Annotated in this window: 23 protein-coding genes; 11 read left to right on the forward strand and 12 right to left on the reverse strand. The window is 43.7% G+C overall.

The window, feature by feature from the left end:
- Positions 1-61 precede the first annotated feature (61 nt).
- The gene (glnS, locus tag NL626_RS03635; RefSeq protein ID WP_005382124.1) at positions 62-1,732 is read right to left on the reverse strand and encodes a glutamine--tRNA ligase; all 1,671 of its coding nucleotides are present in this window, start codon (positions 1,730-1,732) and stop codon (positions 62-64) included.
- Between the two features lie 276 nt (positions 1,733-2,008).
- Complete coding sequence (gene nagE / locus NL626_RS03640) at positions 2,009-3,502, reverse strand: N-acetylglucosamine-specific PTS transporter subunit IIBC (RefSeq protein WP_005384985.1); 1,494 nt, start codon at positions 3,500-3,502, stop codon at positions 2,009-2,011.
- A 489-nt stretch (positions 3,503-3,991) separates the two neighbouring features.
- Here nagE and nagA point away from each other — a divergent pair, with 489 nt between their 5' ends.
- The 4 genes from nagA to asnB all read left to right on the forward strand — a co-directional run bounded on the left by nagA (position 3,992) and on the right by asnB (position 9,911).
- Positions 3,992-5,128, forward strand: coding sequence for an N-acetylglucosamine-6-phosphate deacetylase (gene nagA, locus NL626_RS03645; RefSeq protein WP_253656997.1), 1,137 nt, complete (start codon positions 3,992-3,994; stop codon positions 5,126-5,128).
- A 2-nt stretch (positions 5,129-5,130) separates the two neighbouring features.
- Positions 5,131-6,345, forward strand: coding sequence for an ROK family protein (locus tag NL626_RS03650; RefSeq protein WP_005382105.1), 1,215 nt, complete (start codon positions 5,131-5,133; stop codon positions 6,343-6,345).
- 81 nt (positions 6,346-6,426) lie between these two features.
- The gene (locus NL626_RS03655) at positions 6,427-8,016 is read left to right on the forward strand and encodes a cation:proton antiporter family protein (protein ID WP_047102890.1); all 1,590 of its coding nucleotides are present in this window, start codon (positions 6,427-6,429) and stop codon (positions 8,014-8,016) included.
- 230 nt (positions 8,017-8,246) lie between these two features.
- Positions 8,247-9,911, forward strand: a complete 1,665-nt coding sequence (gene asnB / locus NL626_RS03660) for an asparagine synthase B (RefSeq protein WP_130546539.1) — start codon at positions 8,247-8,249, stop codon at positions 9,909-9,911.
- A gap of 115 nt (positions 9,912-10,026) precedes the next feature.
- Here asnB and rfaH read toward each other — a convergent pair whose 3' ends face one another.
- Entirely contained in the window at positions 10,027-10,527 is a 501-nt protein-coding gene (gene rfaH, locus NL626_RS03665; protein WP_054701866.1) for a transcription/translation regulatory transformer protein RfaH, read from the reverse strand.
- A 334-nt stretch (positions 10,528-10,861) separates the two neighbouring features.
- Here rfaH and NL626_RS03670 point away from each other — a divergent pair, with 334 nt between their 5' ends.
- Entirely contained in the window at positions 10,862-12,250 is a 1,389-nt protein-coding gene (locus tag NL626_RS03670; protein ID WP_005382097.1) for a peptide MFS transporter, read from the forward strand.
- Positions 12,251-12,299: 49 nt separating this feature from the next.
- On the opposite strand, the gene hemH is transcribed toward NL626_RS03670, so the two are convergent.
- The 3 genes from hemH to htpG all read right to left on the reverse strand — a co-directional run bounded on the left by hemH (position 12,300) and on the right by htpG (position 16,299).
- Positions 12,300-13,262: a ferrochelatase gene (gene hemH / locus NL626_RS03675; protein ID WP_253656998.1), complete on the reverse strand. Its 963-nt coding sequence runs from the start codon at positions 13,260-13,262 to the stop codon at positions 12,300-12,302.
- Positions 13,263-13,429: 167 nt separating this feature from the next.
- On the reverse strand, positions 13,430-14,074 hold the full coding sequence (gene adk, locus NL626_RS03680; RefSeq protein ID WP_005382094.1) for an adenylate kinase: 645 nt from the start codon (positions 14,072-14,074) through the stop codon (positions 13,430-13,432).
- A gap of 320 nt (positions 14,075-14,394) precedes the next feature.
- Positions 14,395-16,299: a molecular chaperone HtpG gene (gene htpG, locus NL626_RS03685; RefSeq protein WP_017819957.1), complete on the reverse strand. Its 1,905-nt coding sequence runs from the start codon at positions 16,297-16,299 to the stop codon at positions 14,395-14,397.
- Between the two features lie 271 nt (positions 16,300-16,570).
- On the opposite strand from htpG, the gene NL626_RS03690 reads away from it, so the two are divergent.
- Genes NL626_RS03690 through NL626_RS03705 form a run of 4 tightly spaced genes read left to right on the forward strand, consistent with a single transcriptional unit; the run spans position 16,571 to position 19,078 of the window.
- Positions 16,571-17,449: a transcriptional regulator gene (locus NL626_RS03690; RefSeq protein WP_158173724.1), complete on the forward strand. Its 879-nt coding sequence runs from the start codon at positions 16,571-16,573 to the stop codon at positions 17,447-17,449.
- Between the two features lie 11 nt (positions 17,450-17,460).
- Complete coding sequence (gene toxS / locus NL626_RS03695) at positions 17,461-17,976, forward strand: transmembrane regulator ToxS (protein ID WP_005382091.1); 516 nt, start codon at positions 17,461-17,463, stop codon at positions 17,974-17,976.
- 46 nt (positions 17,977-18,022) lie between these two features.
- Positions 18,023-18,778: a sulfite exporter TauE/SafE family protein gene (locus tag NL626_RS03700; RefSeq protein WP_253656999.1), complete on the forward strand. Its 756-nt coding sequence runs from the start codon at positions 18,023-18,025 to the stop codon at positions 18,776-18,778.
- Positions 18,779-18,799: 21 nt separating this feature from the next.
- Positions 18,800-19,078: a SelT/SelW/SelH family protein gene (locus NL626_RS03705; RefSeq protein ID WP_005382088.1), complete on the forward strand. Its 279-nt coding sequence runs from the start codon at positions 18,800-18,802 to the stop codon at positions 19,076-19,078.
- Positions 19,079-19,117: 39 nt separating this feature from the next.
- On the opposite strand, the gene yfcE is transcribed toward NL626_RS03705, so the two are convergent.
- From yfcE to NL626_RS03735, 6 genes are all read right to left on the reverse strand, one after another.
- Positions 19,118-19,663, reverse strand: a complete 546-nt coding sequence (gene yfcE / locus NL626_RS03710; protein WP_017634822.1) for a phosphodiesterase — start codon at positions 19,661-19,663, stop codon at positions 19,118-19,120.
- A gap of 75 nt (positions 19,664-19,738) precedes the next feature.
- Positions 19,739-19,948 carry a hypothetical protein gene (locus NL626_RS03715; RefSeq protein ID WP_005382086.1) on the reverse strand — a complete coding sequence of 70 codons (210 nt, stop codon included), beginning with the start codon at positions 19,946-19,948 and terminating at the stop codon, positions 19,739-19,741.
- A 149-nt stretch (positions 19,949-20,097) separates the two neighbouring features.
- Complete coding sequence (locus tag NL626_RS03720; protein WP_005382085.1) at positions 20,098-20,505, reverse strand: CBS domain-containing protein; 408 nt, start codon at positions 20,503-20,505, stop codon at positions 20,098-20,100.
- Positions 20,502-20,852, reverse strand: a complete 351-nt coding sequence (locus NL626_RS03725) for a P-II family nitrogen regulator (RefSeq protein ID WP_005382084.1) — start codon at positions 20,850-20,852, stop codon at positions 20,502-20,504. Before NL626_RS03725 ends, NL626_RS03720 begins: the two co-directional genes overlap by 4 nt.
- The gene (locus NL626_RS03730) at positions 20,842-21,633 is read right to left on the reverse strand and encodes a DUF1538 domain-containing protein (protein WP_253657000.1); all 792 of its coding nucleotides are present in this window, start codon (positions 21,631-21,633) and stop codon (positions 20,842-20,844) included. The genes NL626_RS03725 and NL626_RS03730 overlap by 11 nt, the downstream gene beginning before the upstream one ends.
- On the reverse strand, positions 21,630-22,364 hold the full coding sequence (locus NL626_RS03735; protein WP_005382077.1) for a DUF1538 domain-containing protein: 735 nt from the start codon (positions 22,362-22,364) through the stop codon (positions 21,630-21,632). Before NL626_RS03735 ends, NL626_RS03730 begins: the two co-directional genes overlap by 4 nt.
- 255 nt (positions 22,365-22,619) lie before the next feature.
- On the opposite strand from NL626_RS03735, the gene NL626_RS03740 reads away from it, so the two are divergent.
- Positions 22,620-23,534 (forward strand): TIGR01777 family oxidoreductase, encoded by a 915-nt coding sequence (locus NL626_RS03740; protein ID WP_253657001.1) that lies wholly within the window; start codon positions 22,620-22,622, stop codon positions 23,532-23,534.
- Between the two features lie 44 nt (positions 23,535-23,578).
- Entirely contained in the window at positions 23,579-24,406 is an 828-nt protein-coding gene (locus NL626_RS03745; protein WP_025766996.1) for an SDR family oxidoreductase, read from the forward strand.
- Positions 24,407-24,768: the final 362 nt, after the last annotated feature.

Consider the following 24,768-nt stretch of genomic DNA (forward strand, 5'->3'; position numbering starts at 1 on the left):
TAGGTATAAAAAATGCCAGCGTTTGCTGGCATTTTTTCATCGTTCTCAGCATTAATTGAGATTATTGATTCTCAATTTTTGCCCAGGTATCACGTAGACCAACCGTGCGGTTGAATACTAGATTATCTGCTGAAGAGTCTTTCGAGTCTGCACAGAAGTAACCCATACGTTCAAACTGGTAACCTTTTTCTGCTTCTGCGGAAGCTAGGCTAGGCTCGACGAAGCCATTGATCACAACTAATGATTCAGGGTTGATAGTAGAAGCAAAATCTTCCGCTGCGCCTGGGTTTGGCACCGTAAATAAACGATCGTACAGACGAATTTCCGCTGGAAGAGCTTTATCAGCTGACACCCAATGAATAACGCCTTTCACTTTACGACCATCTGCTGGGTTTTTACCTAGCGTATCTGCATCGTAAGAACAGAAGATCGTTGTGATGTTGCCTTCGGCATCTTTTTCAACGCGCTCAGCTTTGATCACGTAAGCACCACGTAAACGAACTTCTTTACCTAGCACTAAACGCTTGTACTTTTTGTTCGCTTCTTCACGGAAGTCTTCACGCTCAATCCACAATTCACGCGTGAATGGCACTTCACGCACGCCCATTTCAGGTTTATTTGGGTGGTTGGCAACTGTCAAGTTTTCTACTGCGCCTGCTTCAAAGTTTTCGATAACAACTTTAACAGGATCCAGTACAGCCATTGCACGCGGAGCGTTCTCGTTTAGGTCATCACGAATACAAGATTCTAATGAACTAAACTCGATCATATTTTCTTGCTTCGTTACACCAATACGCTTACAAAACTCACGAATAGATGCAGGTGTGAAGCCACGACGACGCAGACCTGAGACAGTCGGCATACGTGGATCATCCCAACCATTAACCAGTTTTTCAGTAACTAGCTGGTTAAGCTTACGCTTAGACATCACTGTGTATTCAAGGTTTAAACGACTGAACTCGTATTGATGTGGACGGCTTTCGATCGTGATGTTGTCTAGAACCCAATCGTACAGACGACGGTTATCCATGAATTCAAGCGTACAAATAGAGTGCGTAATGCCTTCTAATGCATCAGAAATACAGTGCGTAAAGTCGTACATTGGGTAAATGCACCACTTATCACCAGTTTGGTGGTGCGTAGCAAAACGCACTCGGTATAAAACTGGATCGCGCATGACCATGAATGAAGAACCCATGTCGATTTTAGCACGAAGACACGCTTTACCTTCTTCAAATTCACCAGCGCGCATTTTTTCAAACAACGCCAAGTTCTCTTCAACAGAACGGTCACGGTATGGACTTGGTTTACCTGGCGCCTTTAGTGTGCCGCGGTATTCACGAATTTGCTCTGGACTTAGCTCATCTACGTACGCTAAGCCTTTGTTAATCAATTCAATTGCATATTCGTAAAGCTTATCGAAGTAGTTTGATGAGTAACATACTTCACCACTCCACTCAAAGCCCAACCAGTTTACATCTTTCTTGATAGACTCAACGTATTCGATGTCTTCTTTTTCAGGGTTTGTATCGTCGAAACGCAGATTACATTGACCCTGGTAGTCCTGAGCAATACCGAAGTTCAAACAGATAGACTTAGCATGACCGATATGCAGGTAGCCATTTGGCTCCGGCGGGAATCGAGTATGCACGCTAGTGTGTTTACCATCCGCTAGATCTTTATCAATGATCTGGCGAATAAAGTTTGATGGACGAGCATCAGCTTCACTCATCTATAGCACCTCAAAAATATTAGTATTGTCAGAGAAAACGGAACCCTGTATCCAAGTATGGTTTCACAGAGTACATTGTTCCTAATGATCCACAATTCTAAGCAATTAGACAACAAGAACTCGCTCTAAAACGACAATATTTATCGAGTTAGCGTGAAAGCAAAGCAGATTCAAAGGGCCTAAACGAAAAAAGGCCTCCTGCGGAGGCCTTTTGCGATGTTGTAGTATCAATTGTTTGCAATACCAATAACAAACAATCACACCACTATTAAACAGTTAAGCTGGTAGCTGAACACCACTTAAGTCTTCATCTTTAGATACATTCTTCATCTCACCAGCAACAATCTCTGCTAGTGGACCAAGGATAACTTGTAGGTTGTTTGTACCTAGCTTCACAACTCCCATAGCTCCAAGATCTTTCAGAGTTTTCTCATTGATAACGCTCATATCTTTCACAGAAAGGCGCAAACGAGTAATACAGGCATCGATAGAACTTAGGTTGTCATGACCGCCAAGTGCTTTCAAGTACTGACGAGCAAGCTCTGAAGAATTGCTTGATCCAGCCACGTTAGATGAAGCTTCTTCATCATCTTCACGTCCCGGTGTTTTAAGGCCAAACTTAACAATCACGGTACGGAACACGAAGTAGTAAACCGCAAAGAAACCAAGACCTTGTACAATGAGCATGTACCAGTTTACCGCTAGCGGGTTACGAGTCGACAATACTAAGTCGACTAAACCAGCAGAGAAACCGAAACCTGCAATCCACTGCATTGATGCCGCGATATAAACTGATAGACCAGTCAGCGCTGCGTGAAGAACGTACAGTCCTGGAGCAAGGAACATGAATGCAAATTCAAGTGGTTCTGTTACACCTGTAAAGAATGAAGCAAACGCAGCTGCAATCATGATAGATGCCACTTTCTCTTTATTCTTTGATTTCGCAGTATGGTACATCGCTAGAGCAGCGCCTGGTAAACCAAACATCATGATTGGGAAGAAGCCCGCTTGGTACATCCCCGTAACACCTACCGTTGCCGTGCCTTCAGCTAATGATTTCGCACCGCCAAGGAAGTTTGGAATGTCATTAATACCAGCAACATCAAACCAGAACACTGAGTTTAGTGCATGGTGCAGACCAACAGGAATTAGAAGACGGTTGAAGAATGCGTAAACACCTGCACCTGCTTCACCCATACCTTGAATGCTTTCACCAAAACTTACCAGACCGCCGTAAACTGATGGCCAAACGTACATCAGGATGAACGCAATAACGATACCAGCAAAAGACGTTAGGATCGGTACAAGACGCTTGCCAGAGAAAAACGCCAGTGCTTTGTGCAGCTCTACGTGAGAAAAACGGTTGTACAACTCAGCAGAAACAATACCAACCAAGATACCGACGAACTGGTTATTGATTTTACCAAATGCAGCAGGTACTTCACTTGGGTCAATGCCTTGAATTTGTGATACTGCACCAGGGGCCAAAAGCGTTGTGACAACTAAGAAGCCCACGAAACCTGAAAGTGCAGCGGCGCCATCTTTGTCTTTAGACATTCCGTAAGCAACACCAACAGCGAACAATACTGACATATTGTCAATGATCGCTGCACCAGCTTTAATAAGAAATGCAGCAAGTGCACTGTTTGCGCCCCAGCCATTTGGGTCGATCCAGTAGCCAATACCCATGAGTATTGCTGCTGCAGGAAGTGTGGCAACCGGCACCATAAGCGCCTTACCCACCTTCTGGAAGTATCCGAGAATGTTCACCTTAAGTTCCCCCTATAGGATTAGATGTTATGTTGAATGACTTATTTCAGCCGTCCAATTTAGTCATCCTAAGTTTATGATATTAATTTTGCTCCGCAAATTAAAAGCTCACCGTTTGTGATCATAATCACCACAATTTGCCCTTTCGGAAGGTTTTTGCTAGCGAGATCATAAAACTTATTTTATTATACGAAAAAATGGCGTTTTAAAGATAATATTCTCGCACTTTATGCAAGGCAGAATCAGTGTTATTTTGGTATCTAGGCGGGTAAATCACTGTAACTTTGCTCTGAAAAAGAATCATAAAAAACCATACAATTATTACTTTTCAGTTAGTTACTATGACAATAACATCGATAAAACGCGACTTGCTGTATGTGACTCGTTATCTAATTCAGTGATACAAACTAAGTACCCATATGACTGAAGCAGTCTCTACTTAGATAACGATATAGAAATTGAATTCTCATCTATAAGGACTAGCTGACTATGTACGCGCTAAGTAACTGTAAAATTTATACCGGTAGTGATGTTCTTACCGATCATGCGGTCATCATCGAAAACGATCTTATTCAATCTATTGTGCCGGTTTCTGAGCTACCTCAAAGCATCGAAGTAAAAGACCTTGCAGGCGCTAATCTAAGTCCAGGCTTTATCGATCTGCAGTTGAACGGTTGTGGCGGTGTAATGCTAAACGATGCAATTACCCCTGAAACCATGCAAATCATGCACCAGGCAAACCTCAAATCTGGCTGTACTAGCTTCCTGCCAACACTCATTACGTCATCTGATGAAGATATGCGAACTGCAATTGCCGCAGCTCGTGAGTACCACAACAAGTATCAAAATCAATCGCTTGGTTTACACCTCGAAGGTCCTTACCTTAACGTCGCGAAAAAAGGCATCCATAACGTAGATTTTATTCGCCCATCAGACGAAAGCATGATCGACCTTATCTGCACAAACGCCGATATCGTAGCGAAAGTAACACTAGCACCTGAGCATAACGACCCAGAGCATATTGCGCGATTAAAGGCTGCTGGCATCGTAGTTTCAATTGGCCACACAAATGCAACCTACGCCGAAGCACGTAAAAGCTTTGAAGCAGGCATTACTTTTGCTACACACCTCTTTAATGCAATGACACCAATGGTTGGTCGTGAACCAGGAGTTGTTGGTGCAATTTACGATACTCCTGACGTATATGCTGGCATTATTGCTGATGGTTTTCACGTCGACTACGCAAACATCCGAATTGCTCATAAAATCAAAGGTGAAAAGCTTGTTTTGGTGACGGATGCCACAGCTCCAGCAGGTGCTAACATTGATCACTTTATTTTTGTCGGTAAGAAAGTATATTACCGAGATGGTAAGTGTGTTGATGAAAATGGCACGCTAGGCGGCTCAGCTTTGACAATGATTGAAGCAGTTCAGAATTCAGTTGAGCACGCGGGGATCGCTTTAGACGAAGCTCTACGAATGGCCACGTTATACCCAGCAACAGCAATTGGTGTTGAGGATCGCCTTGGCCGAGTTCGAAAAGGGATGGTTGCAAACCTGACTATTTTCGATCGTGACTTTAAAGTAAAAGCGACGGTTGTTAACGGACAATACGAGCAAAATTAAGCATGAATGGCGGACAGATTGGTAATGTAGATTTAGTAAAACAGCTTAACAGCGCTGCGGTATATAGGCTGATTGATCAGCAAGGTCCTATCTCCCGTATTCAAGTCGCGGACGTGAGTCAGCTCGCGCCTGCTAGTGTTACCAAAATAACCCGCCAACTTTTAGAGCGCGGCCTTATTAAGGAGGTCGCCCAACAAGCTTCAACTGGTGGTCGTCGTGCGATCTCTTTGACTACTGAAGTCAAACCTTTTCATTCGATTGCCGTTCGCTTAGGTCGAGATTACGTACAGTTCAGTTTATACGATTTAGGTGGCACCGCGCTGGCAGAAGATCAGCATGAATTGCACTACACTAACCAAGCAGACTTAATCGCAGGGCTTATCGATTTATTAAAAGATTTCGTAAGCCGTTGCGAAGACAAAATTGATCAACTCATCGCTATCGGCATCACTTTACCGGGCCTTGTTAACCCAACAACTGGCGTGGTCGAATACATGCCTAATACCGATATCGATAATCTTGCTCTCGGTGAAATTGTTGGAGAGAAGTTTAATACAGCATGCTTTGTTGGCAACGACGTACGTGGCATGGCGTTGGCTGAGCACTACTTTGGAGCAAGCCAAGACTGCCAGGATTCTATTTTGGTTAGCGTCCACCGCGGTACTGGCGCAGGTATTATCGTTAACGGCCAGGTTTTTCTTGGTTTTAACCGCAACGTCGGTGAAATTGGTCATATCCAAATTGACCCGCTTGGTGAGCAATGCCAATGTGGAAACTTTGGCTGTTTAGAAACCGTAGCTGCAAACCCAGCGATTATTCAACGAGTGAAGCAACTGATTACTCAAGGATACGAATCAAGCTTAACCGACCTTGAAAACATCACAATTGAAGCGGTATGTCAGCACGCAATGAATGGTGATGAACTTGCGAAACAGAGTTTAGTGCGAGTGGGCAACCAGCTAGGTAAAGCGATTGCGATTACGGTTAACTTATTTAATCCACAGAAAATTGTAATTGCTGGCGATATTACTGCAGCACAAGATATTGTTTTCCCTGCAATTCAACGCAACGTAGAGAATCAATCTCTTAAAACTTTCCATAACGACCTCCCTATCGTGGCTTCTCACATTGATAAGCAGCCAACGATGGGCGCATTTGCGATGATTAAACGCGCTATGCTGAACGGAGTTTTGTTACAAAAGTTACTGGAAGACTAAGTTTATACAACCAATTGAGTTACAATCTCGGGCTGTGTTTTCACAGCCCGTTTTTGTATATCAGGAATACAGCTTAACAGTATGGAAATTATTCTAATTACAGCCGCTTTTTTAGCTGGTTTTATTGCGCTTAAATGCAGCCTCCCTCCCCTCGTTGGTTTTCTACTAGCTGGATTTGGCTTGCATGCATTTGGTTACCAAAGCAATGACGTTATCGTCACTCTCGCAGATCTTGGTGTTACTCTTCTTCTGTTTACTATTGGACTCAAACTCGATGTAAAAACCCTGCTGTCCAAAGAAATATGGGGAGGGGCAACCGCCCACAACATACTCTCTACCGCTTTTTTTGCCCTAGCGTTATCCGGCTTAAAACTACTGGGCTTGACTTCGCTAGCCAGTATGGACGGCAGCCAAATCCTGCTTTTAGCTTTTGCACTATCGTTCTCTAGTACCGTTTTTGCCGTAAAAGCATTGCAAGAAAAAGGCGAAATGAACGCGACCTACGGCACACTCGCGATCGGTATCTTGGTTATGCAAGATATTTTTGCCGTAGTATTCCTGACTGCTTCAACCGGAAAAGTCCCAGAATGGTATGCCATCGGTTTGTTCGCACTGCCTTTCCTTCGTCCTCTATTCTATAAGCTGCTCGATAAAGTTGGCCACGGCGAAATGCTAGTGCTATTCGGTATTTTCTTCGCGCTTGTTATCGGTGCTGGGCTATTCGAGTTGGTCGGGATGAAACCAGACTTGGGCGCGCTAATTTTAGGCATGCTACTCGCAGGTCACCCAAAAGCCTCAGAACTATCCAAGTCATTATTCAATATGAAGGAGCTCTTTTTAGTCTGCTTCTTTTTAAACATTGGTTTATCCGCCTCATTGAGCGTGAATGGCGTCGTTCTCGCCCTGCTATTTATCTTACTGCTACCAATCAAAGGACTCTTGTACTTCGTTACTATTAATCATTTTAAGTTTCGAGTACGTACCTCTTTGCTCGCCTCTTTATCACTATTTAACTACAGTGAGTTTGGTCTTATTGTTGCTGGGTTGGCCTATAAAATGGGCTGGATGCCAAGTGATATGCTTGCTGCGATTGCGGTTGCGGTGTCGGTATCCTTTGTAATTTCCGCGCCACTTAACCGCCTTAGCCATAAAATTTATCAACATTCAGGTAAGTGGCTGCAAGAGACAGCGGTAGAAAAGCTCAATCAACGCGACCAACTCATCAACCCAGGTCATGCCCAAGTATTGATCTTAGGTATGGGGCGTATTGGGACGGGCGCTTATGATGAGCTACGCTCACGCTATGGCAAAATTTCATTGGGTATAGAAATTCGTGAAGACGCTGCACATCATCATCGTTCAGAAGGAAGAAATGTTATTTCTGGTGATGCCACCGACCCGGATTTCTGGGAGCGAATTTTAGATACAGGTCATGTAAAACTGGTTCTGCTTGCAATGCCACATCATCAAGGTAACCAAACAGCACTTGAGCAGCTTAAACGCAGAAAATATAAGGGGCAAATTGCCGCTATCGCCGAATACCCAGATCAATTGGAAGGCTTACTTGAAAATGGCGTTGACGCAGCATTCAATATTTATAGTGAAGCTGGTAGCGGTTTTGCTCGACACGTCTGTAAACAACTTCAGCCTAAATTCACACCAATTAAATAAGCAACAGCACTGATATTTTTCGGAAGGCTTTCTATTGATAGAAAGCCTTTTTTGTATAGTTTTTATACCAAACCTTGATCTCATTCACCAAAACAACGGTTGAGTTAAATATTTTCCATACAACAAGGCCTTTTATCATTTTTTTAATCATAAAACGTTGCTTTTTTTATTAGTAATGGCAAATTTAAACCATACCGATTAGAAATTGTTTAGTTTAGTAAGGATGTAGTATGTGTTCAGTATTTGGCATTTTAGACATTAAAAGCGATGCAGCCGCATTGCGCCCTATCGCATTAGAGATGTCGAAAAAACTTCGTCACCGTGGCCCAGACTGGTCTGGGATTTACTCTTCAGAGCGTGCTATTTTAGCGCACGAACGCTTGGCGATTGTTGGTCTAAATAGTGGTGCACAGCCGCTATACAGCCCTGATAAGAAGCTCATCCTTGCCGTCAATGGTGAAATCTACAACCATAAAGAAATTCGTGATCGTTACGAAGGAAAGTACGAATTTCAAACCGATTCAGACTGTGAAGTCATTCTTGCACTTTACCAAGATATGGGGGCAGATCTCCTTGAAGAACTAAACGGTATTTTCGCTTTTGTGCTCTACGACGAAGAAAAAGATGAGTATTTAGTCGGCCGTGACCATATTGGTATTATCCCTCTTTATCAAGGTCACGATGAGCATGGTAACTACTATGTGGCATCAGAGATGAAGGCTCTTGTTCCAGTATGTAAAACAGTAAGTGAATTCCCTCCTGGTAGCTACTACAGCTCTAAAGATACTGAGCCAACACGTTACTATGTTCGTGACTGGAACGAGTACGCAGCAGTACAAGGTAACAGCACTAGCAAAGAAGAATTGACGGAAGCGCTAGAAGCGGCTGTTAAACGCCAACTAATGACTGACGTGCCTTACGGTGTGCTTCTTTCAGGTGGTCTAGATTCTTCTATTACATCTGCGGTAGCAAAACGCTTTGCAGCGATGCGTATTGAAGATGATGAAAAGTCTGAAGCTTGGTGGCCTCAACTGCACTCTTTTGCTGTTGGCCTAGAAGGGGCGCCTGACCTGAAAGCAGCTCGCGAAGTTGCCGACCAAATTGGTACCGTTCACCACGAAATGACGTACACGATTCAAGAAGGTTTGGACGCGATTCGTGACGTGATTTACCACATTGAAACGTATGACGTGACGACTATCCGCGCATCAACACCTATGTTCTTAATGGGTCGTAAGATCAAAGCGATGGGTATCAAGATGGTATTGTCTGGTGAGGGCGCTGACGAAATCTTTGGTGGCTACCTTTACTTCCACAAGGCGCCAAACGCGAAAGAGTTCCACGAGGAGACAGTGCGTAAACTGCTTGCTCTGAACATGTTCGACTGTGCTCGTGCTAACAAGTCGCTGGCAGCATGGGGAGTTGAAGGACGCGTACCTTTCCTAGATAAAGAGTTCATAGATGTAGCAATGCGCTTGAACCCAGCAGACAAGATGTGTGGCAACGGTAAAATGGAGAAACACATCCTTCGTGAGTGCTTCGAGCACTACCTGCCAGAATCAATCGCATGGCGTCAAAAAGAGCAATTCTCTGATGGCGTTGGCTACAGCTGGATCGATACGCTGAAAGAAGTAGCAGAACAGAAAGTGACAGACCAGCAGATGGAAACAGCTCAATATCGATTCCCATACAACACACCAACGACAAAAGAAGGCTACGTGTACCGTGAAATCTTTGAAGAGTTATTCCCACTTCCATCAGCAGCAGAGTGTGTACCAGGAGGCCCTTCAGTAGCGTGTTCTTCAGCGAAGGCGATTGAATGGGATGAATCGTTCCAAAACTGTGTTGACCCATCAGGTCGTGCAGTACAGACCGTTCACAACGACTCATACTAATTCTCTACGATAAAGATAAGGGTCGGTTCGTCCAACCCTTTTAAAACAGACAGAAAATTAGATACGATCAAAAAGAGGTGCTTTTGCACCTCTTTTTATGTTTGATGGAATTAGGCTATTTTAAATCTAAATCACTATTGTCGATGCTGACAGGCACACGCTTGGTGATCATCTGAACTAGCATAATTGAGCGTTTCTCACCATCTTGTTCTTGGAAGATGGCATCTATGCCCGCAAATTGACCGCTTTTAACTCTAATTTGATCGCCTGGTTTTGGCATGCATTCAGAAACGGTATTGTCATTACAACACTTTTCTAGCTGCATCAATTCGAAGACCAAGTCACCTTGAACTTCTTTCGGTTGAGCACCAAAACGCACAAAGTCAACAACACCTCGAGTAGAGCGGACTGAGGTGAAGTTTGGCCCTTGCTCATAATCAAAGTAAGCGAATACGTAACAAGGAAACAGCGGTTCCTCGACTTTTTGTCTTTTACCGCGCAAAATCTTTTCAACTTCTACAGTTGGATAAAAGCACTCTACACCTTGGTTTTCAAGGTGGTGTTTCGCCCTAACCTGCTCCCCACGTTTACAATAAAGTAGATACCAACGTTTCATCTTTTTACTAGCCAATTCTATTTTGTTTTTATCCTAGCATTAAGCCAAAGTTGAGTCATTGATATTCAGTTTATCTATAAAAGTATGATTATACATCGCTCGCATTAACGACATTTTTTCAGCAACTTACGATAAAGAAGTCCATATGCAAAAATGGAAATTAAGTTTGTAACACAACCAATACACCATCATATAATCTGCAAATTCAATCAAAAACAGCCACTTAACAAACAAAAATAGTCGAATGGCAAAATTTTATTATTTGTCACTCGTTGAATTGCATTGTATACGTAGAAGTCGTTAAAAAATGTAATAACTATTATTAGAAGAGCTTATGTCAAACCAACATCAATATTTTGGTCATCCACGTGGCCTGTTCTTATTGTTCGGTACTGAACTGTGGGAACGCTTTTCTTACTACGCAATGCGTGCCATTCTCGTGCTTTACCTTACTGATACAACAATGAATGGTGGCCTTGGCTGGTCAACCAAAGACGCATTAGACCTATACGGCATATACACAGGGCTTGTGTATATCACGCCTCTTATCGGTGGTTACCTAGCAGATAACTATTTAGGTCAACGTCGCTCAATTTTGCTTGGTGGCGCGTTAATGGCCATCGGCCAGTTTACTCTTGCACTTCCTGCTGATGCTTTAGGTATTGGTTCGCTACACAGCTTCTATTTAGGTCTTGGCCTACTTATCACTGGTAACGGTCTCTTTAAGCCAAATATCTCAACCATGGTTGGCGACCTTTATCAAGAAGGTGACAACCGTCGTGACGGCGCATTCACTATCTTTTATATGGGTATCAACTTAGGTGCATTACTTGCCGGCGTCGTTTCTGGCTCTGTGACAACCTCTTACGGTTGGAAAGCAGGCTTTGTTGCCGCTGGTGTGGGTATGCTGGTTAGCCTAGTGATGCAAATGGTACTGGCTCAATCATGGCTTGGTGATATTGGTCGCGAACCAGCGGCGAAACGAGATCTAAACAACAAAAACGCCACCACGAAGCAGCCACTCACCAAAGAAGAAGTGAATCGACTAAAAGTAATTCTGGTCATGAGCTTATTCACTATTGTCTTCTGGGCAGGCTTTGAACAAGCTGGTGGTCTGATGAACATCTACACTCAACAATATACTGATCGCATGATTGGTGGTTTCGAAGTTCCTGCTGCGTGGTTCCAATCACTAAACCCATTTTTCATTATTACTCTAGCGCCAGTTCTGGCTGTCCTTTGGGTAAAATTGGGTAAACGTGAACCTACTTCGCCAGTGAAATTTGCGATGGCACTATTTTTCTTGGCGATTGGTTTCCTTTGTATGGTTGGCGCAGTGCTAGAACAAGGTGGAGATACAACAGTAAAAACATCGATGTTATGGTTGGTCGGCGCTTTCTTCTTCCACACATTAGGCGAGCTGTGTTTATCTCCAATTGGTCTTTCATTGGTGACTAAATTAGCACCGCTTCGCTTAGCTTCACTTATGATGGGTGCATGGTTTGGCTGTAATGCGATTGCTAACTATGTTGCGGGCTATGTGGGTTCTCACGTAGGCGAGTTAGGCGCTATGGCTATCTTTAGTGGTATTGCGGTCAGCGCAACCGTAAGTGGCGTAATTTTGCTCCTATTCTCTAATACACTCGTTCGCTGGATGCATGGCGCTGAAAATACGCACAGCACGGCAGAGCAAGTAGAAGAGCAGCAAGTACAAGTTGCTTGATCGCTCAACTAAACGTAGAAAGGGTCGCTATTGCGACCCTTTTTTGTATCTAAAGTTTAGATTGAACTAACTCAACCATCATCTCGATATGAAGTTCACTATCGTTCAAACAAGGGATGTAGGTAAAGTTTTCACCACCTGCTTCAAGGAAAATCTCTTTACACTCTTCCGAGATCTCTTCCAACGTCTCTAAACAATCTGACGAAAATGCGGGGGTCACAACATTAATATTTTTCACACCCTTTGCAGGAAGTGCCTCTAGGGTCTTATCGGTATAAGGTTGAAGCCACTCTTCTCTCCCAAATCGGGACTGATACGTCATGCCAATTTGTTGTTCGCTTAAACCTAACGCTTCCCCAAGCAAGCGAGTCGTCTCTTCACAATGCTGTGGGTAAACATCACCATTGTCAGCATAGCGTTTTGGAATACCATGATAAGAACACAGCAGGTAATCTCCCTGACCATTCTTTTGCCAATGTTCACGAACTGAATGCGCTAACGCTTCAATATATTTCGGGTGATTGTAATAATCACGAATAAAGCTAAAGCTTGGCATCACAGGCAGGTTTTTAAATGCTTTAGTGATTCCGTCAGAAACCGCTGCAGTTGTTGTGCCCGAGTATTGCGGATACAAAGGTAAAACAATGACTTCATCAACGCCTTGCGCCAAAAGGGCTTCAAAGCCTGATTGTAAACTTGGGTTACCATACGTCATACCAAGCTCTACAGGTATATCAAGCTTTTGTGCCAACTTTTCCATTTGGCGTTTAGAGTACACCATCAACGGCGAGCCCTCTTCCATCCATACTGATTGATAGAGTTTGGCAACTTTAGGAGCTCGGATAGGAAGGATAACGCCGTGCAATAGTGGACACCAAAGCCATCGAGTCATGTCTACCACTCGGTGATCATGAAGAAACTGACTTAAAAAGCGCTTTACGGCAGGAGCGGTTGGTGCGTCAGGAGTTCCCAGGTTAACTAGGAGTACACCCTGTTTATTATTCTCTTTCATAACATCCTATTCATGGTAAACGGCTTGGTTCATATATTTAAGTAACCTCGAAGTAACGAATAGCCGAGCTGAAGTTAATTAGATATATGTTTACGAGTAAACTAAAAAAAGCGACCACTTGGGCCGCTTTCAATATATCAAAATATTAAATTTTTGACTTCAGCAAATTAAGATAGTGCTTTCTCGATATCCGCACTAACTTCAGCTACTTGCTTAGTACCATCAAACTTAAGGTACTTAGTCTTGCCTGCTTCAGCTTCTTTGCCGTAGTAGTTGATTAGCGGTGCAGTTTGCTCGTGGTAAACACCTAGACGAGCACGTACTGTTTCTTCTTTGTCGTCATCACGAACAACAAGATCTTCACCAGTTACATCATCTTTACCTTCCACTTTAGGCGGGTTGTAAACCACGTGGTAAGTACGACCAGAAGGAAGGTGAGCACGACGACCAGCCATACGCTCAACAATCACATCGTCTGCAACGTCAAATTCGATAACGTAGTCTACGTCTACGCCCATTTCTTTTAGGCCGTCAGCTTGAGGGATAGTACGTGGGAAACCATCTAGTAGGAAACCGTTTGCACAGTCTTCTTGAGCGATACGCTCTTTGATAAGACCAAGGATGATTTCATCAGAAACTAGCTGACCAGCGTCAATAACAGCTTTAGCTTGTTTACCAAGCTCTGTACCTGCTTTGATAGCAGCACGAAGCATATCACCAGTAGAGATTTGTGGAATACCGTATTTTTCCATGATGAAGTTTGCTTGTGTGCCTTTACCTGCACCTGGAGCACCTAGAAGAATGATGCGCATGATTTATCCTCTTTAATATTTAAGATTTATACCGAAGCTCACAATAGCTGACCTCTTAGACATCAAACCTGAGAAGCACCTGCAACGATAAGTTTCGGTATAACGTATATAGGCGAGCAAAAATACACGCCTTATTACTCACATTCAAGTCGCAGATTCTATCACAGGTTCTCTGAGCAAAGAGTGTATTAAGACTAAAGAATGTTAACAGTACCCTCTTTCACGCCCTATTGATTATTAACTCAGCACTTGAGATGCAAAATTTTGCGACAACAAACAAAAAGCTCGCGAAATGCGAGCTTTTTGATTTGCAGAGGTTATTACACCTTAGTCAAAAGTTGATTAACGGCTCCTAAGAACTCTGTTGGATCCTCAATAGAGCCTCGCTCCGCTAGCATTGCCTGACCAAGCAGAACTTCAACCCAGCGACCAAACGCTTCTTCATCGGCTTCGTCAGCCATACGCTTAACCAATTCGTGCTCAGGGTTTAGCTCAAAGATGTATTTCACTTCCGGCACAGCTTGACCAGCTGCCGCAAGAAGCTTCGCCATTTGAGTGCCCATTTCGTAATCGTCCGTTACCACAACAGCAGGCGTAGATGCGAGTTTGAAGGTCGTACGAACTTCTTTCACACGATCGCCTAGGTAAGACTTCGTGCGCTCTACAACCGACTTGAACTCTTCTTCGGTTTCTTTTTGCTTCTCTTTTTCTGCTTCATCTTCAAACTGACTTAGATCAAGCCCAGCTTTAGTGATTGACTGGAACTGTTTACCATCAAACTCAGTTAAGTAGTTCATCAGCCACTCATCAATGCGGTCGTACATCAAGATAACTTCAATGCCTTTCGCTTTGAACTGTTCTAAGTGAGGGCTGTTTTTCGCAGCTGCATAGCTGTCTGCCGTCAAGTAGTAGATCTTATCTTGACCTTCTTTCATGCGCTCAACGTAAGACGCCAAGCCCACAGTTTGCTCAGAAGAGTCCACTTCAGTTGAAGCAAAGCGCAATAAACCTGCAACTTTCTCTTTGTTTGCAAAGTCCTCCGCAGGGCCCTCTTTCATCACAAGACCAAACTCTTTCCAGAATGATTGGTATTTCTCTTCGTCATTCTTGGCCATACGCTCGAGCATCGTTAGCACGCGCTTAGTACAAGCATTACGTAGAGACTGAGTCACTTTATTGTCTTGTAAGATCTCACGCGATACGTTTAGCGGTAAATCGTTTGAGTCTATTAAACCACGTACGAAGCGTAAGTATGACGGCATAAATTGCTCTGCATCGTCCATAATGAATACGCGCTGTACGTATAGTTTCAAGCCTGATTTGTGGTCGCGGTTCATCATATCCCAAGGTGCTTTCGATGGGATGTATAGTAAGCTCGTGTAGTCGTTTTTACCTTCTACACGGTTATGACTCCAGACCAATGGATCGGCAAAGTCATGTGATACGTGCTTGTAGAACTCTTGATACTCTTCTTCAGAAATATCAGATTTGTTACGCGTCCACAGTGCTTGGGCTTTGTTGATTTGCTCCCACTTCTTCTCATCCGTTTCCTTGCCTTCGTCATCACGAACAACAGTTTGGATTGAAACAGGAATGCCGATGTGATCAGAGTACTTACTGATAACGTCACGTAGACGCCACTCATTCAAAAACTCTTTACCCTCTTCACGCATATGAAGAATGATGTCGGTACCACGTGACTCTTTGGTAATGTTTTCGATGGTGTACTCACCTTCACCCGCTGAGTGCCATTGTACCGCTTCATCAGCGGCTAGACCCGCAGCGCGAGTGCGCACGGTAACGGCGTCAGCAACGATAAATGCCGAGTAGAAACCAACACCAAACTGACCAATAAGCTGAGAGTCTTTGCTCTGCTCTTCAGATAGCTTTGAGAAAAACTCAGCTGTACCAGATTTTGCGATTGTTCCTAAGTGCTCAATCACATCATCACGGCTCATACCGATACCGTTATCAGAAATGGTTAAGGTATTTGCGCTTTCATCAAACGACAGTTTCACGCAAAGGTCTGCATTACCTTCGTATAGATCTGGGTTAGATAACGCCTGAAAGCGCAGTTTGTCTGATGCATCTGATGCGTTAGAGATCAGCTCGCGCAAAAAGATCTCTTTATTTGAATAAAGAGAATGGATCATTAAATGCAGTAGTTGTTTTACTTCTGATTGAAAACCACGAGTTTCTTTATTTTGAGATACGGTTTCGCTCATGTGTGCTCCATAACATCTAAACTAATTGGCTTTTTCATAGGGACAAGTTTGTGACTTTCCCCTTGAAATCACCTTACCGAGATGTCATTTAACATGTGGCTGACAAATGTAAATTCAAGGTCAATATTGCTAAAAACGGTGTTTTTTTAGAAAATTTTAATTATCCTACCCGTCTAAAAGCATCTAAAATGTCGTGCGCACTCCAAGCGCCCCGGTAATTTTGTGACATAAATCACCATAATTACAACATCATCCATCTAAGAAGAACTAAATGACTAACATTGGCACCAAATTTCTACTTGCTCAAAGGTTCACCTTTGATCCAAATAGTAATTCGCTCGCTGACCAACAAAACGGCAACGACGTTGTACGATTAGGAAGCAACGAAAGCCGTATACTTCTGATGTTGGCAGAGAGACCAAACGAAGTTTTAACCCGTAACGAGCTTCACGAGTTTGTTTGGCGTGAGCAAGGTTTTGAGGTGGATGACTCAAGCCTGACTCAAGCGATTTCTACTCTGCGTAAGATGTTGAAGGATTCAACAAAATCTCCAGAGTTTGTTAAAACGGTACCTAAACGTGGCTACCAACTCATTTGTTCAGTGGAACGCTTGAGCCCATTTTCTACTGACTCTAACACTGACGTTGAAGAAACCGCTTCTGAACAAGAAGCGCCAGCAGTGGAGTTAGAAGCGAGCGATACACCACCAACAGAGATAGTGACCGATACTACTGCTGATCTTGAGCCTCAAGTAGAGCCGACTAAAACTCAGCCGAAGCCAGCATCTAACACGATTAACTGGCTACCGCGTGTCATTATCTTTTTGTCTCTGCTGCTTCCTGTTTGCGTATTGTTATTCACGAACCCTGCGGAATCCCAATTCCGTCAGATTGGTGAGTATCAAAATGTACCAGTGATGACACCTGTAAATCACCCTCAAATCAACAACTGGTTGCCTTCAATAGAGCAATGCATTGAGCGCTACGTGAAGCACCATGCAGAAGACTCGTTGCCAGTGGAAGTGATTGCCACTGGTGGACAAAATAACCAGCTGATTCTGAACTACATTCATGACAGTAACCACTCTTACGAGAACGTAACACTGCGTATTTTCGCAGGTCAAAACGATCCAACAGACATCTGCAAATAAAGGAGGCCAATATGAAGATTAAATTAGCATCTGCGGTTTTGGCCGTATCCGTTCTTTTCAGTAGTTGGTTGTATTGGGGAAGTGACCTAAAAGTGGAGCAGCTCCTCACAGCAAACGAATGGCAGTCGACCATGGTCACAGTCATTACAGACAGCCTACCTGACGATACTGTCGGCCCACTACGCCGAGTTAATGTTGAATCAAACGTGAAATATCTCCCTAATGGTGACTATATTCGCGTAGCAAATATAAAACTATTCGCTCAAGGTTCAACCGCAGAATCAACGATAAATATCTCGGAAAAAGGCCGCTGGGAAGTAAGTGACAACTATTTGTTGGTCTCGCCTTCGGAGTTTAAAGATATTTCATCTTCTCAATCAAAAGACTTTTCCGAAGCACAGCTACGTTTGATTACTCAAATTTTTAAGCTAGATGCGGAGCAAAGTCGTCGTATTGACGTCGTGAACGAAAAAACACTCTTGCTCACTAGCTTGAACCACGGTTCTTCGGTACTGTTTAAAAACTAATTTTGATTGGATGATAAGGGGGCAAGACGCCCCCTTTGTTTTGCTTATGGATTGGCTAGATACCACTACTCTCTTTTTCGGTTCACTAATCGCCAACACGCTGGCTTCACTTTCCGGTGGCGGAGCAGGCTTGCTTCAATTCCCTTTACTCATCTTTCTCGGCTTACCGTTCTCCGTTGCGCTAGGCACACATAAAGTGGCTTCGGTCGCTTTAGGCTTAGGCGCAGCAAGCACGCATTTAAGATCAGGCACTATTAAATGGAAAATCGCGCTCTACCTTATATTGTCCGGTAGTATTGGCGTGATTTTAGGGGCTAACTTAATTGTACAGATCCCTGATGGTATCGCGGAAAAGATGCTCGGTACGATGATCCTAGCGCTAGGTATCTACTCGCGATTTAAGACATCGCTAGGCCAAGCTGAAGTAATACGTAACCGTCATCCTATCGGTTGGGTTATTGGTGGAATTGGCTTACTGTTTATCGGCATCATTAACGGATCTCTTACCGCAGGTTCTGGTTTGCTCGTGACACTATTTTTGGTGCGCTGGTTTGGTTACGACTACAAACAAGCCGTTGCTTACACCATGATTTGTGTCGGCCTGTTTTGGAATGGCATTGGAGGCATTGCCGTCGTACAGGCAGGGGCGCCTATTCACTGGGTTTGGTTACCTGTTTTATTGTTAAGCTCTTTTCTAGGCGGCAGTTTAGGCGCATGGGCCGCGACTCGATACAGTAACAGAGTGATTAAAGTTGCATTCGAAATTCTCACGTTTGCGGTGGGCATCAAGTTGCTGGTTTAAAAAGATTAAAAGGAAAGTTTCATGGATAAAGCAATCATTGATATTTATTACTGCCGCCAGTGCAACTGGATGTTGCGTTCAACTTGGCTATCGCAAGAATTACTGCATACTTTTAGTGAAGAAATAGAAACAATCAGCTTACACCCAGACACAGGTGGTCGCTTCGAAATTTTCTGTAATGGCCAGCAAATTTGGGAACGGAAAAAAGACAGCGGCTTTCCTGAAGCCAAGGTGCTAAAACAGCGCGTTAGAGACATTATCGACCCAGAACGCGATTTAGGACATTCAGACACAAAATAGGGAGCAATTCGCTCCCTATTTTTTTACTTAGTAAAACCGTTAAATCATGGTTTGTGCTAATACTTCGCCTTCTGGCGTTTTTACCGTTAGCTTATTGTCTTCTAGAGTACCAAAGCTTCTCGGTAAGCCATTACGTGGGAATGTCATCGAGCCTGGGTTGAATATAATGGCTCCATCTTGCATCTCTGCGACGGGAACATGTGTATGACCGTGGGCGATGATATCACCTTCACGTAGTGGCGGCCGTTTTTCAGAGTTGTACAAGTGACCATGAGTCAAAAAGATTCTCTTGCCAGATTCAAGTAGCACCCATGAGTAATCCATCATCATTGGAAACTTCAATAGCATTTGGTCCACTTCACTATCACAGTTGCCACGTACAGAAATAATTTGATCACTGTATTGGTTCAATAAGTCTGCTACCTGTGGAGGGTTGTAGCCTTCCGGAATAGGGTTTCGCGGCCCATGGTTTAGCGTATCTCCTAGCAAAATCAGGTGGTGCGCACCAGAGGCCAGAAATAGCTCAATGGTTTCTTTAGTTGCTGGCAAAGAGCCATGCAGGTCTGAGGCAAAAAATAGTTTCACGACATTGTCTCCTCAAAAAGTATGAGGTCATTCTACGGCATTTTTTTAGCAGCTCAACCTACGACGGTTTGAATACTACTGATAGCGCAATGATTCAATGACCATAGGCAAAACATAGAACCATGCTGCATACGCTGTTCCAACCAACACCAGTATCCAAAACACCATCGACATAAACTTTGATTTGGCTAGATGGTGCAGCGGATCGGGCTCTCCGCATCCTGGACATGCATGAGCGCGTTTTGAGATTTGTTTCTCACACACGGGGCAAGAGACTAAAGGCATGATACAGATTCCTCGACATTAGGCTTAGGGCGCAAAGAATAATGGTGAATTAACACATATGCAACCTAACATATATTAAATATTTTAGTTCTTTGTAACAGTCGCTGACTTGAGAAAAAATTCGTTGATTTTTCATTTATATCAACCTATTACACTTCTTCTCGCACCATACCGTTGATGACAATATTGTTATAACTCACCATCCCAATGACCTCGCCACTTTCAATGACCGGCGCTCTGCTTATGCCAAATCGCTCAAACAAACGTGCACAATATTTTACGTTCATATCTGGTTCGACACACAAAGCGGGCTTGGTCATGATTTCATAAATATTTGTGCGCTGAGGAGAACGATTATTCGCCAGCACCTTTTTGGCGATATCATTCATCAACACGATGCCATATTCATCATTATCATCTCGCTTTTTCACCACCAGCGCTTTGACTTGGTATTTTTTCGCTAGCGTTATGCCTTCGTATACGGTCATCAGTCCATCAACCATTACATACGTTGCCGCCATAACATCTCGAACTCTAATTATCGTTTGATCACTCATAATTCATCCTCGACTACTTTGGTCAATGTCTCGACTTGATGCGCGACACCGACTGCATCTTCAATATCGATCTGAATAGCAATCCCCTGTCCCGACTCTCTGTCAAATTCACCAACCTCATTAATGGTCTCTAATATGTGTCGAGATAGATGTTCCTCGACCACAAACAGCAGCACATCTTTTTGCACTTCTAGCGTTAAACCAAAAAACGTTCGCTTTTGATTTAAACCTTGCCCGCGAGCATTGTTAATCACTGTAGCACCGGTCGCGCCAGCATCGCGTGCAGCGTCCAACACCTTGTCTGTTTTGCTGTCTTCCACAAACGCAAGTATCAATTTAAAGCGCATTTTCTTCTTCCTCCGAGACGTTTTTATTCAGCCACTGGGTTATTTGCGCATAGCCCATCACAGAGATCATAGGAAATAGACTGGCAAACGCGATCAAGCCAAAGCCATCAATCATTGGGTTTCTTCCAGGGACGGTCGAAGCAAGCCCTAACCCTAATGCAGTTACAAGTGGGACAGTGACGGTAGAAGTTGTTACGCCTCCAGAATCGTAGGCGAGTGGAACAATAAGCTTAGGAGCGTAAAACGTTTGAATCACAACGACGATGTAACCCGCGATGATGTAATAATGAATGGGATCGCCCACGACAATCCGGTAACTCCCTAATGCAATACCAATTGCCACCCCAAACGCAACGGCTACGCGCAAGCCGTTAATACTGATACTGCCTCCAGAGACTTGGTTTGCTTTTATCGCTACAGCGATTAAAGAAGGCTCTGCAATCGTGGTACTAAAGCCTATAAAAAAGGCGAAGGTGTAAACCCAATAATAGTCGACCCACATTAAGGCTTTCCCTACCGATACTTTGAACTCTTGTAAAAACTCCGGCGCCGTTAATTGCACAGCCATCGTCTCCCCAAGTGGAAACAACGCCATTTCTAATCCAAGTAAAAAAAGAGCTAACCCGAAAATCACATAAACGAACCCAATCAAAACTTTCTTAAGGTTGCTAACAGGACGCCTTAACACCGCTAACTGAAAACCAAAAATAATGCTGGCGATGGGAACGACGTCTCGAACGGTCGATAACAAAGTGTCTAGGAAATGATCAATTGAAATCATGTTACGACCATTCCGTAAACCATCACAAACATCATCGGTAACAGCGAGGCAAAAGCGATTAAACCAAAGCCATCCACCATAGGGTTACGCCCTTTAATAGAAGACGCTAAACCGACACCCAGTGCAGTGACCAAAGGTACTGTTATGGTGGACGTGGTTACACCTCCGGAATCGTAAGCAACGCCAATAATGGCTTCAGGTGCAAACCACGTCAGTATTACAACGCCGACGTAGCCACCAATGATCATGTAATGAATCGGCCACCCTTTTAAGATACGCAAAACGCCGATAACGATGGCTATCCCCACAGAGAGAGCTACTGTTACTCGAAGTCCTTCTCCGTAATCCTGCATGGACTGCTCTGAGTTAGCGATCATTCCGCCCTCTGCCGCAACTTCTGAGGCTTCTTCCGCTACCGCGGTTAATGCAGGTTCAGCTATCGTGGTGCCAAACCCCAAACAAAACGCAAAGACTAATAACCAAAACACGCTGCCTTTTTTTGCAAAGGCTTGAGCCATACTCTCTCCGATAGGAAAAAGACCAAGTTCTAGGCCAAAGATAAAAAAGGTTAATCCTAAAACGACAAGCAACAAGCCAAAAAGAATGGAGACCAGGTTGGGCAGCGGCTCTTGCAAAACGACTAATTGGAAAAAAGTGATAACAATGATGATGGGTAATAAATCACGAGCACTATTGAGGAGCGCTCGAAAAAGCGCAACAAATGCTTCCATGCCTATCCTCCTTGATTGTGCAAACTGATTACGCTCGTTCCAATGAGCGATAACTTCTAGTCTGGCATAGATTTCACTCTTCTACCGTGAATGCACTAGCGCCATCTATAACATTTAGTTACATATTTTCTAATATGTGAAGTTAATAGCCTCTCTGTCAGCTTGTCACTATCCTAGAAATAATGGTGTTGAGATGATCAAGCTAAGCACAAAGCGACTATAATGTTCTAATACGTGTACATTCAAAGAGATAACATGAAGATATTACTCACAGGTGGCACTGGGTTTATTGGCTCGGAGTTGCTCAAGCTGCTATCAACTCACCAGGTTATGCTACTTACACGCTCTCCAGAGCGAGCAAAACAACACCTACAGCATGCTGATCTGGGTAATATCGAATACCTTGACTCGTTCGAGTCGTTCGCCGATCTCAATCACGTTGATGCCGTCATTAATCTTGCAGGTGAGCCTATTGCGGATAAAAGATGGACCAGCGAGCAAAAAGAAAAAATCTGCAAAAGTCGTTGGAAAATTACCGAACAAATTGTTGAGCTGATCCACGCAAGTACCGAACCTCCCTCTGTTTTTATTAGTGGCTCGGCAGTTGGCTACTATGGTGATCAACAAGACCATCCGTTTGATGAGTGCTTACATGTTAATAGCGACGACTTTCCTCACGAGGTTTGTGCAAAGTGGGAGCAAATAGCCAAGCGCGCAGAGTCGGAGCAAACTCGGGTTTGTCTAATGAGAACTGGCGTGGTACTCGGCCTTAATGGTGGTGCGTTGGCAAAGATGCTATTACCTTACAAGCTTGGCGTAGGCGGCCCACTTGGGAACGGTAATCAGTACATGCCTTGGATTCACATCCTAGATATGGTCCGCGCCATCATGTACTTGCTTGAAACACCACATGCCCACGGTGCATTCAATATGTGCGCCCCCCATCCTGTGACTAATCGTATATTCAGCGGCACACTAGCTAAAACGCTAAAACGTCCGCATATCTTGTTCACGCCTAAATGGGCGATGGAACTCCTAATGGGAGAATCTTCCTGCTTATTGTTCGATAGCATGAGAGCCAAACCCAAAAAACTCACCGAACTGGGCTTTAAATTTAGCTACTCCAGAATAGAGCCAGCACTCAAGCACTTGCTTCATGAACGGAGCTGATGAATGATGGCTCTAATCAAGGTTTCTGAGTCTTAAATTAAATTATGAAAAAGTCGATTCTTATTACGGGTTGTTCAACCGGCATCGGTTACGTGTGCGCTCACGCCCTACAAAACAAGGGATTTAATGTCATTGCATCTTGTAGGAAAGAACAAGATGTCCAGCGCCTAATTAATGAAGGGCTAACCTGCATCAATCTAGACCTAAATAGCCCAGAAAGCATTTCTTCGGGCGTGAAGCAAGCGCTAGAGTTAGCAGAAGGTAAGCTTTACGCAGTGTTCAATAATGGTGCCTATGGTCAGCCCGGAGCACTGGAAGACTTACCCACCGAGGCTCTTCAAGATCAATTTCAGACCAACTTTTTTGGTTGGCACCAGTTGGTCAGAGAAGTGCTTCCCCATATGCGCCAGCAAGGCGAAGGACGCATCATACAAAACAGCTCTGTTCTTGGTTTTGCCGCAATGAAATACCGTGGTGCCTATAATGCATCAAAATTTGCCTTAGAAGGCTGGACAGATACGCTCAGGCTAGAGCTTGCGGATACGAATATCAAAGTGGCATTGATAGAACCAGGACCGATCGAAACTCAATTTAGAAACAATGCATTACGAGCCTTTGAGAAGTGGGTTGATATTGAATCTAGCCCCCATCGTCATGCTTATGAAGGACAAAGAGAGCGACTCAACAACGACAAGTCTAATAATCGATTTGTTTTGCCTGCAGAGTCTTGCATCGCACCAGTTCTTCATGCATTAACTAGCGTTTCACCGAAAATTCGTTATCGAATTACTACACCGACTAAATTATTCGCAGTCTTGAAAAGACTATTACCAACCCGTGTACTTGATAAAATTTTGCGACAGGCTGCATAAAAAAGTTTTGTCGAAATGTAATTTCACCGTAACAATGTGATGTCATTATGAACATGTAGGTTAAAAAAGCCTCAACTAAACGAATCAATTTCTACGCAATTCAGCGGGGATTCTTTCGCCCAAAGTGATTGAGTTGCTTAGATTTGGTATCGCCACCCATTACGTTTTGTAGCAATGTTTATACTACTGCGAGGCAACAATGACATTAAATCAGCTTAACTGGCTTAGTGTGGGTGTAGTGTTGACCATGTTCATCCTATTTTGATACCGCACTAACAAATAGCATTAGAATTGCGCTGCTTCGGCAGCGTTTTCTTTTTATCTAACACCTGAGCAGCAATAACCTCACTCTATTACCTCAC

Source organism: Vibrio sp. Y58_MX_L22, from assembly GCF_024181865.1.
Taxonomy (GTDB): Bacteria; Pseudomonadota; Gammaproteobacteria; order Enterobacterales; family Vibrionaceae; genus Vibrio; species Vibrio alginolyticus.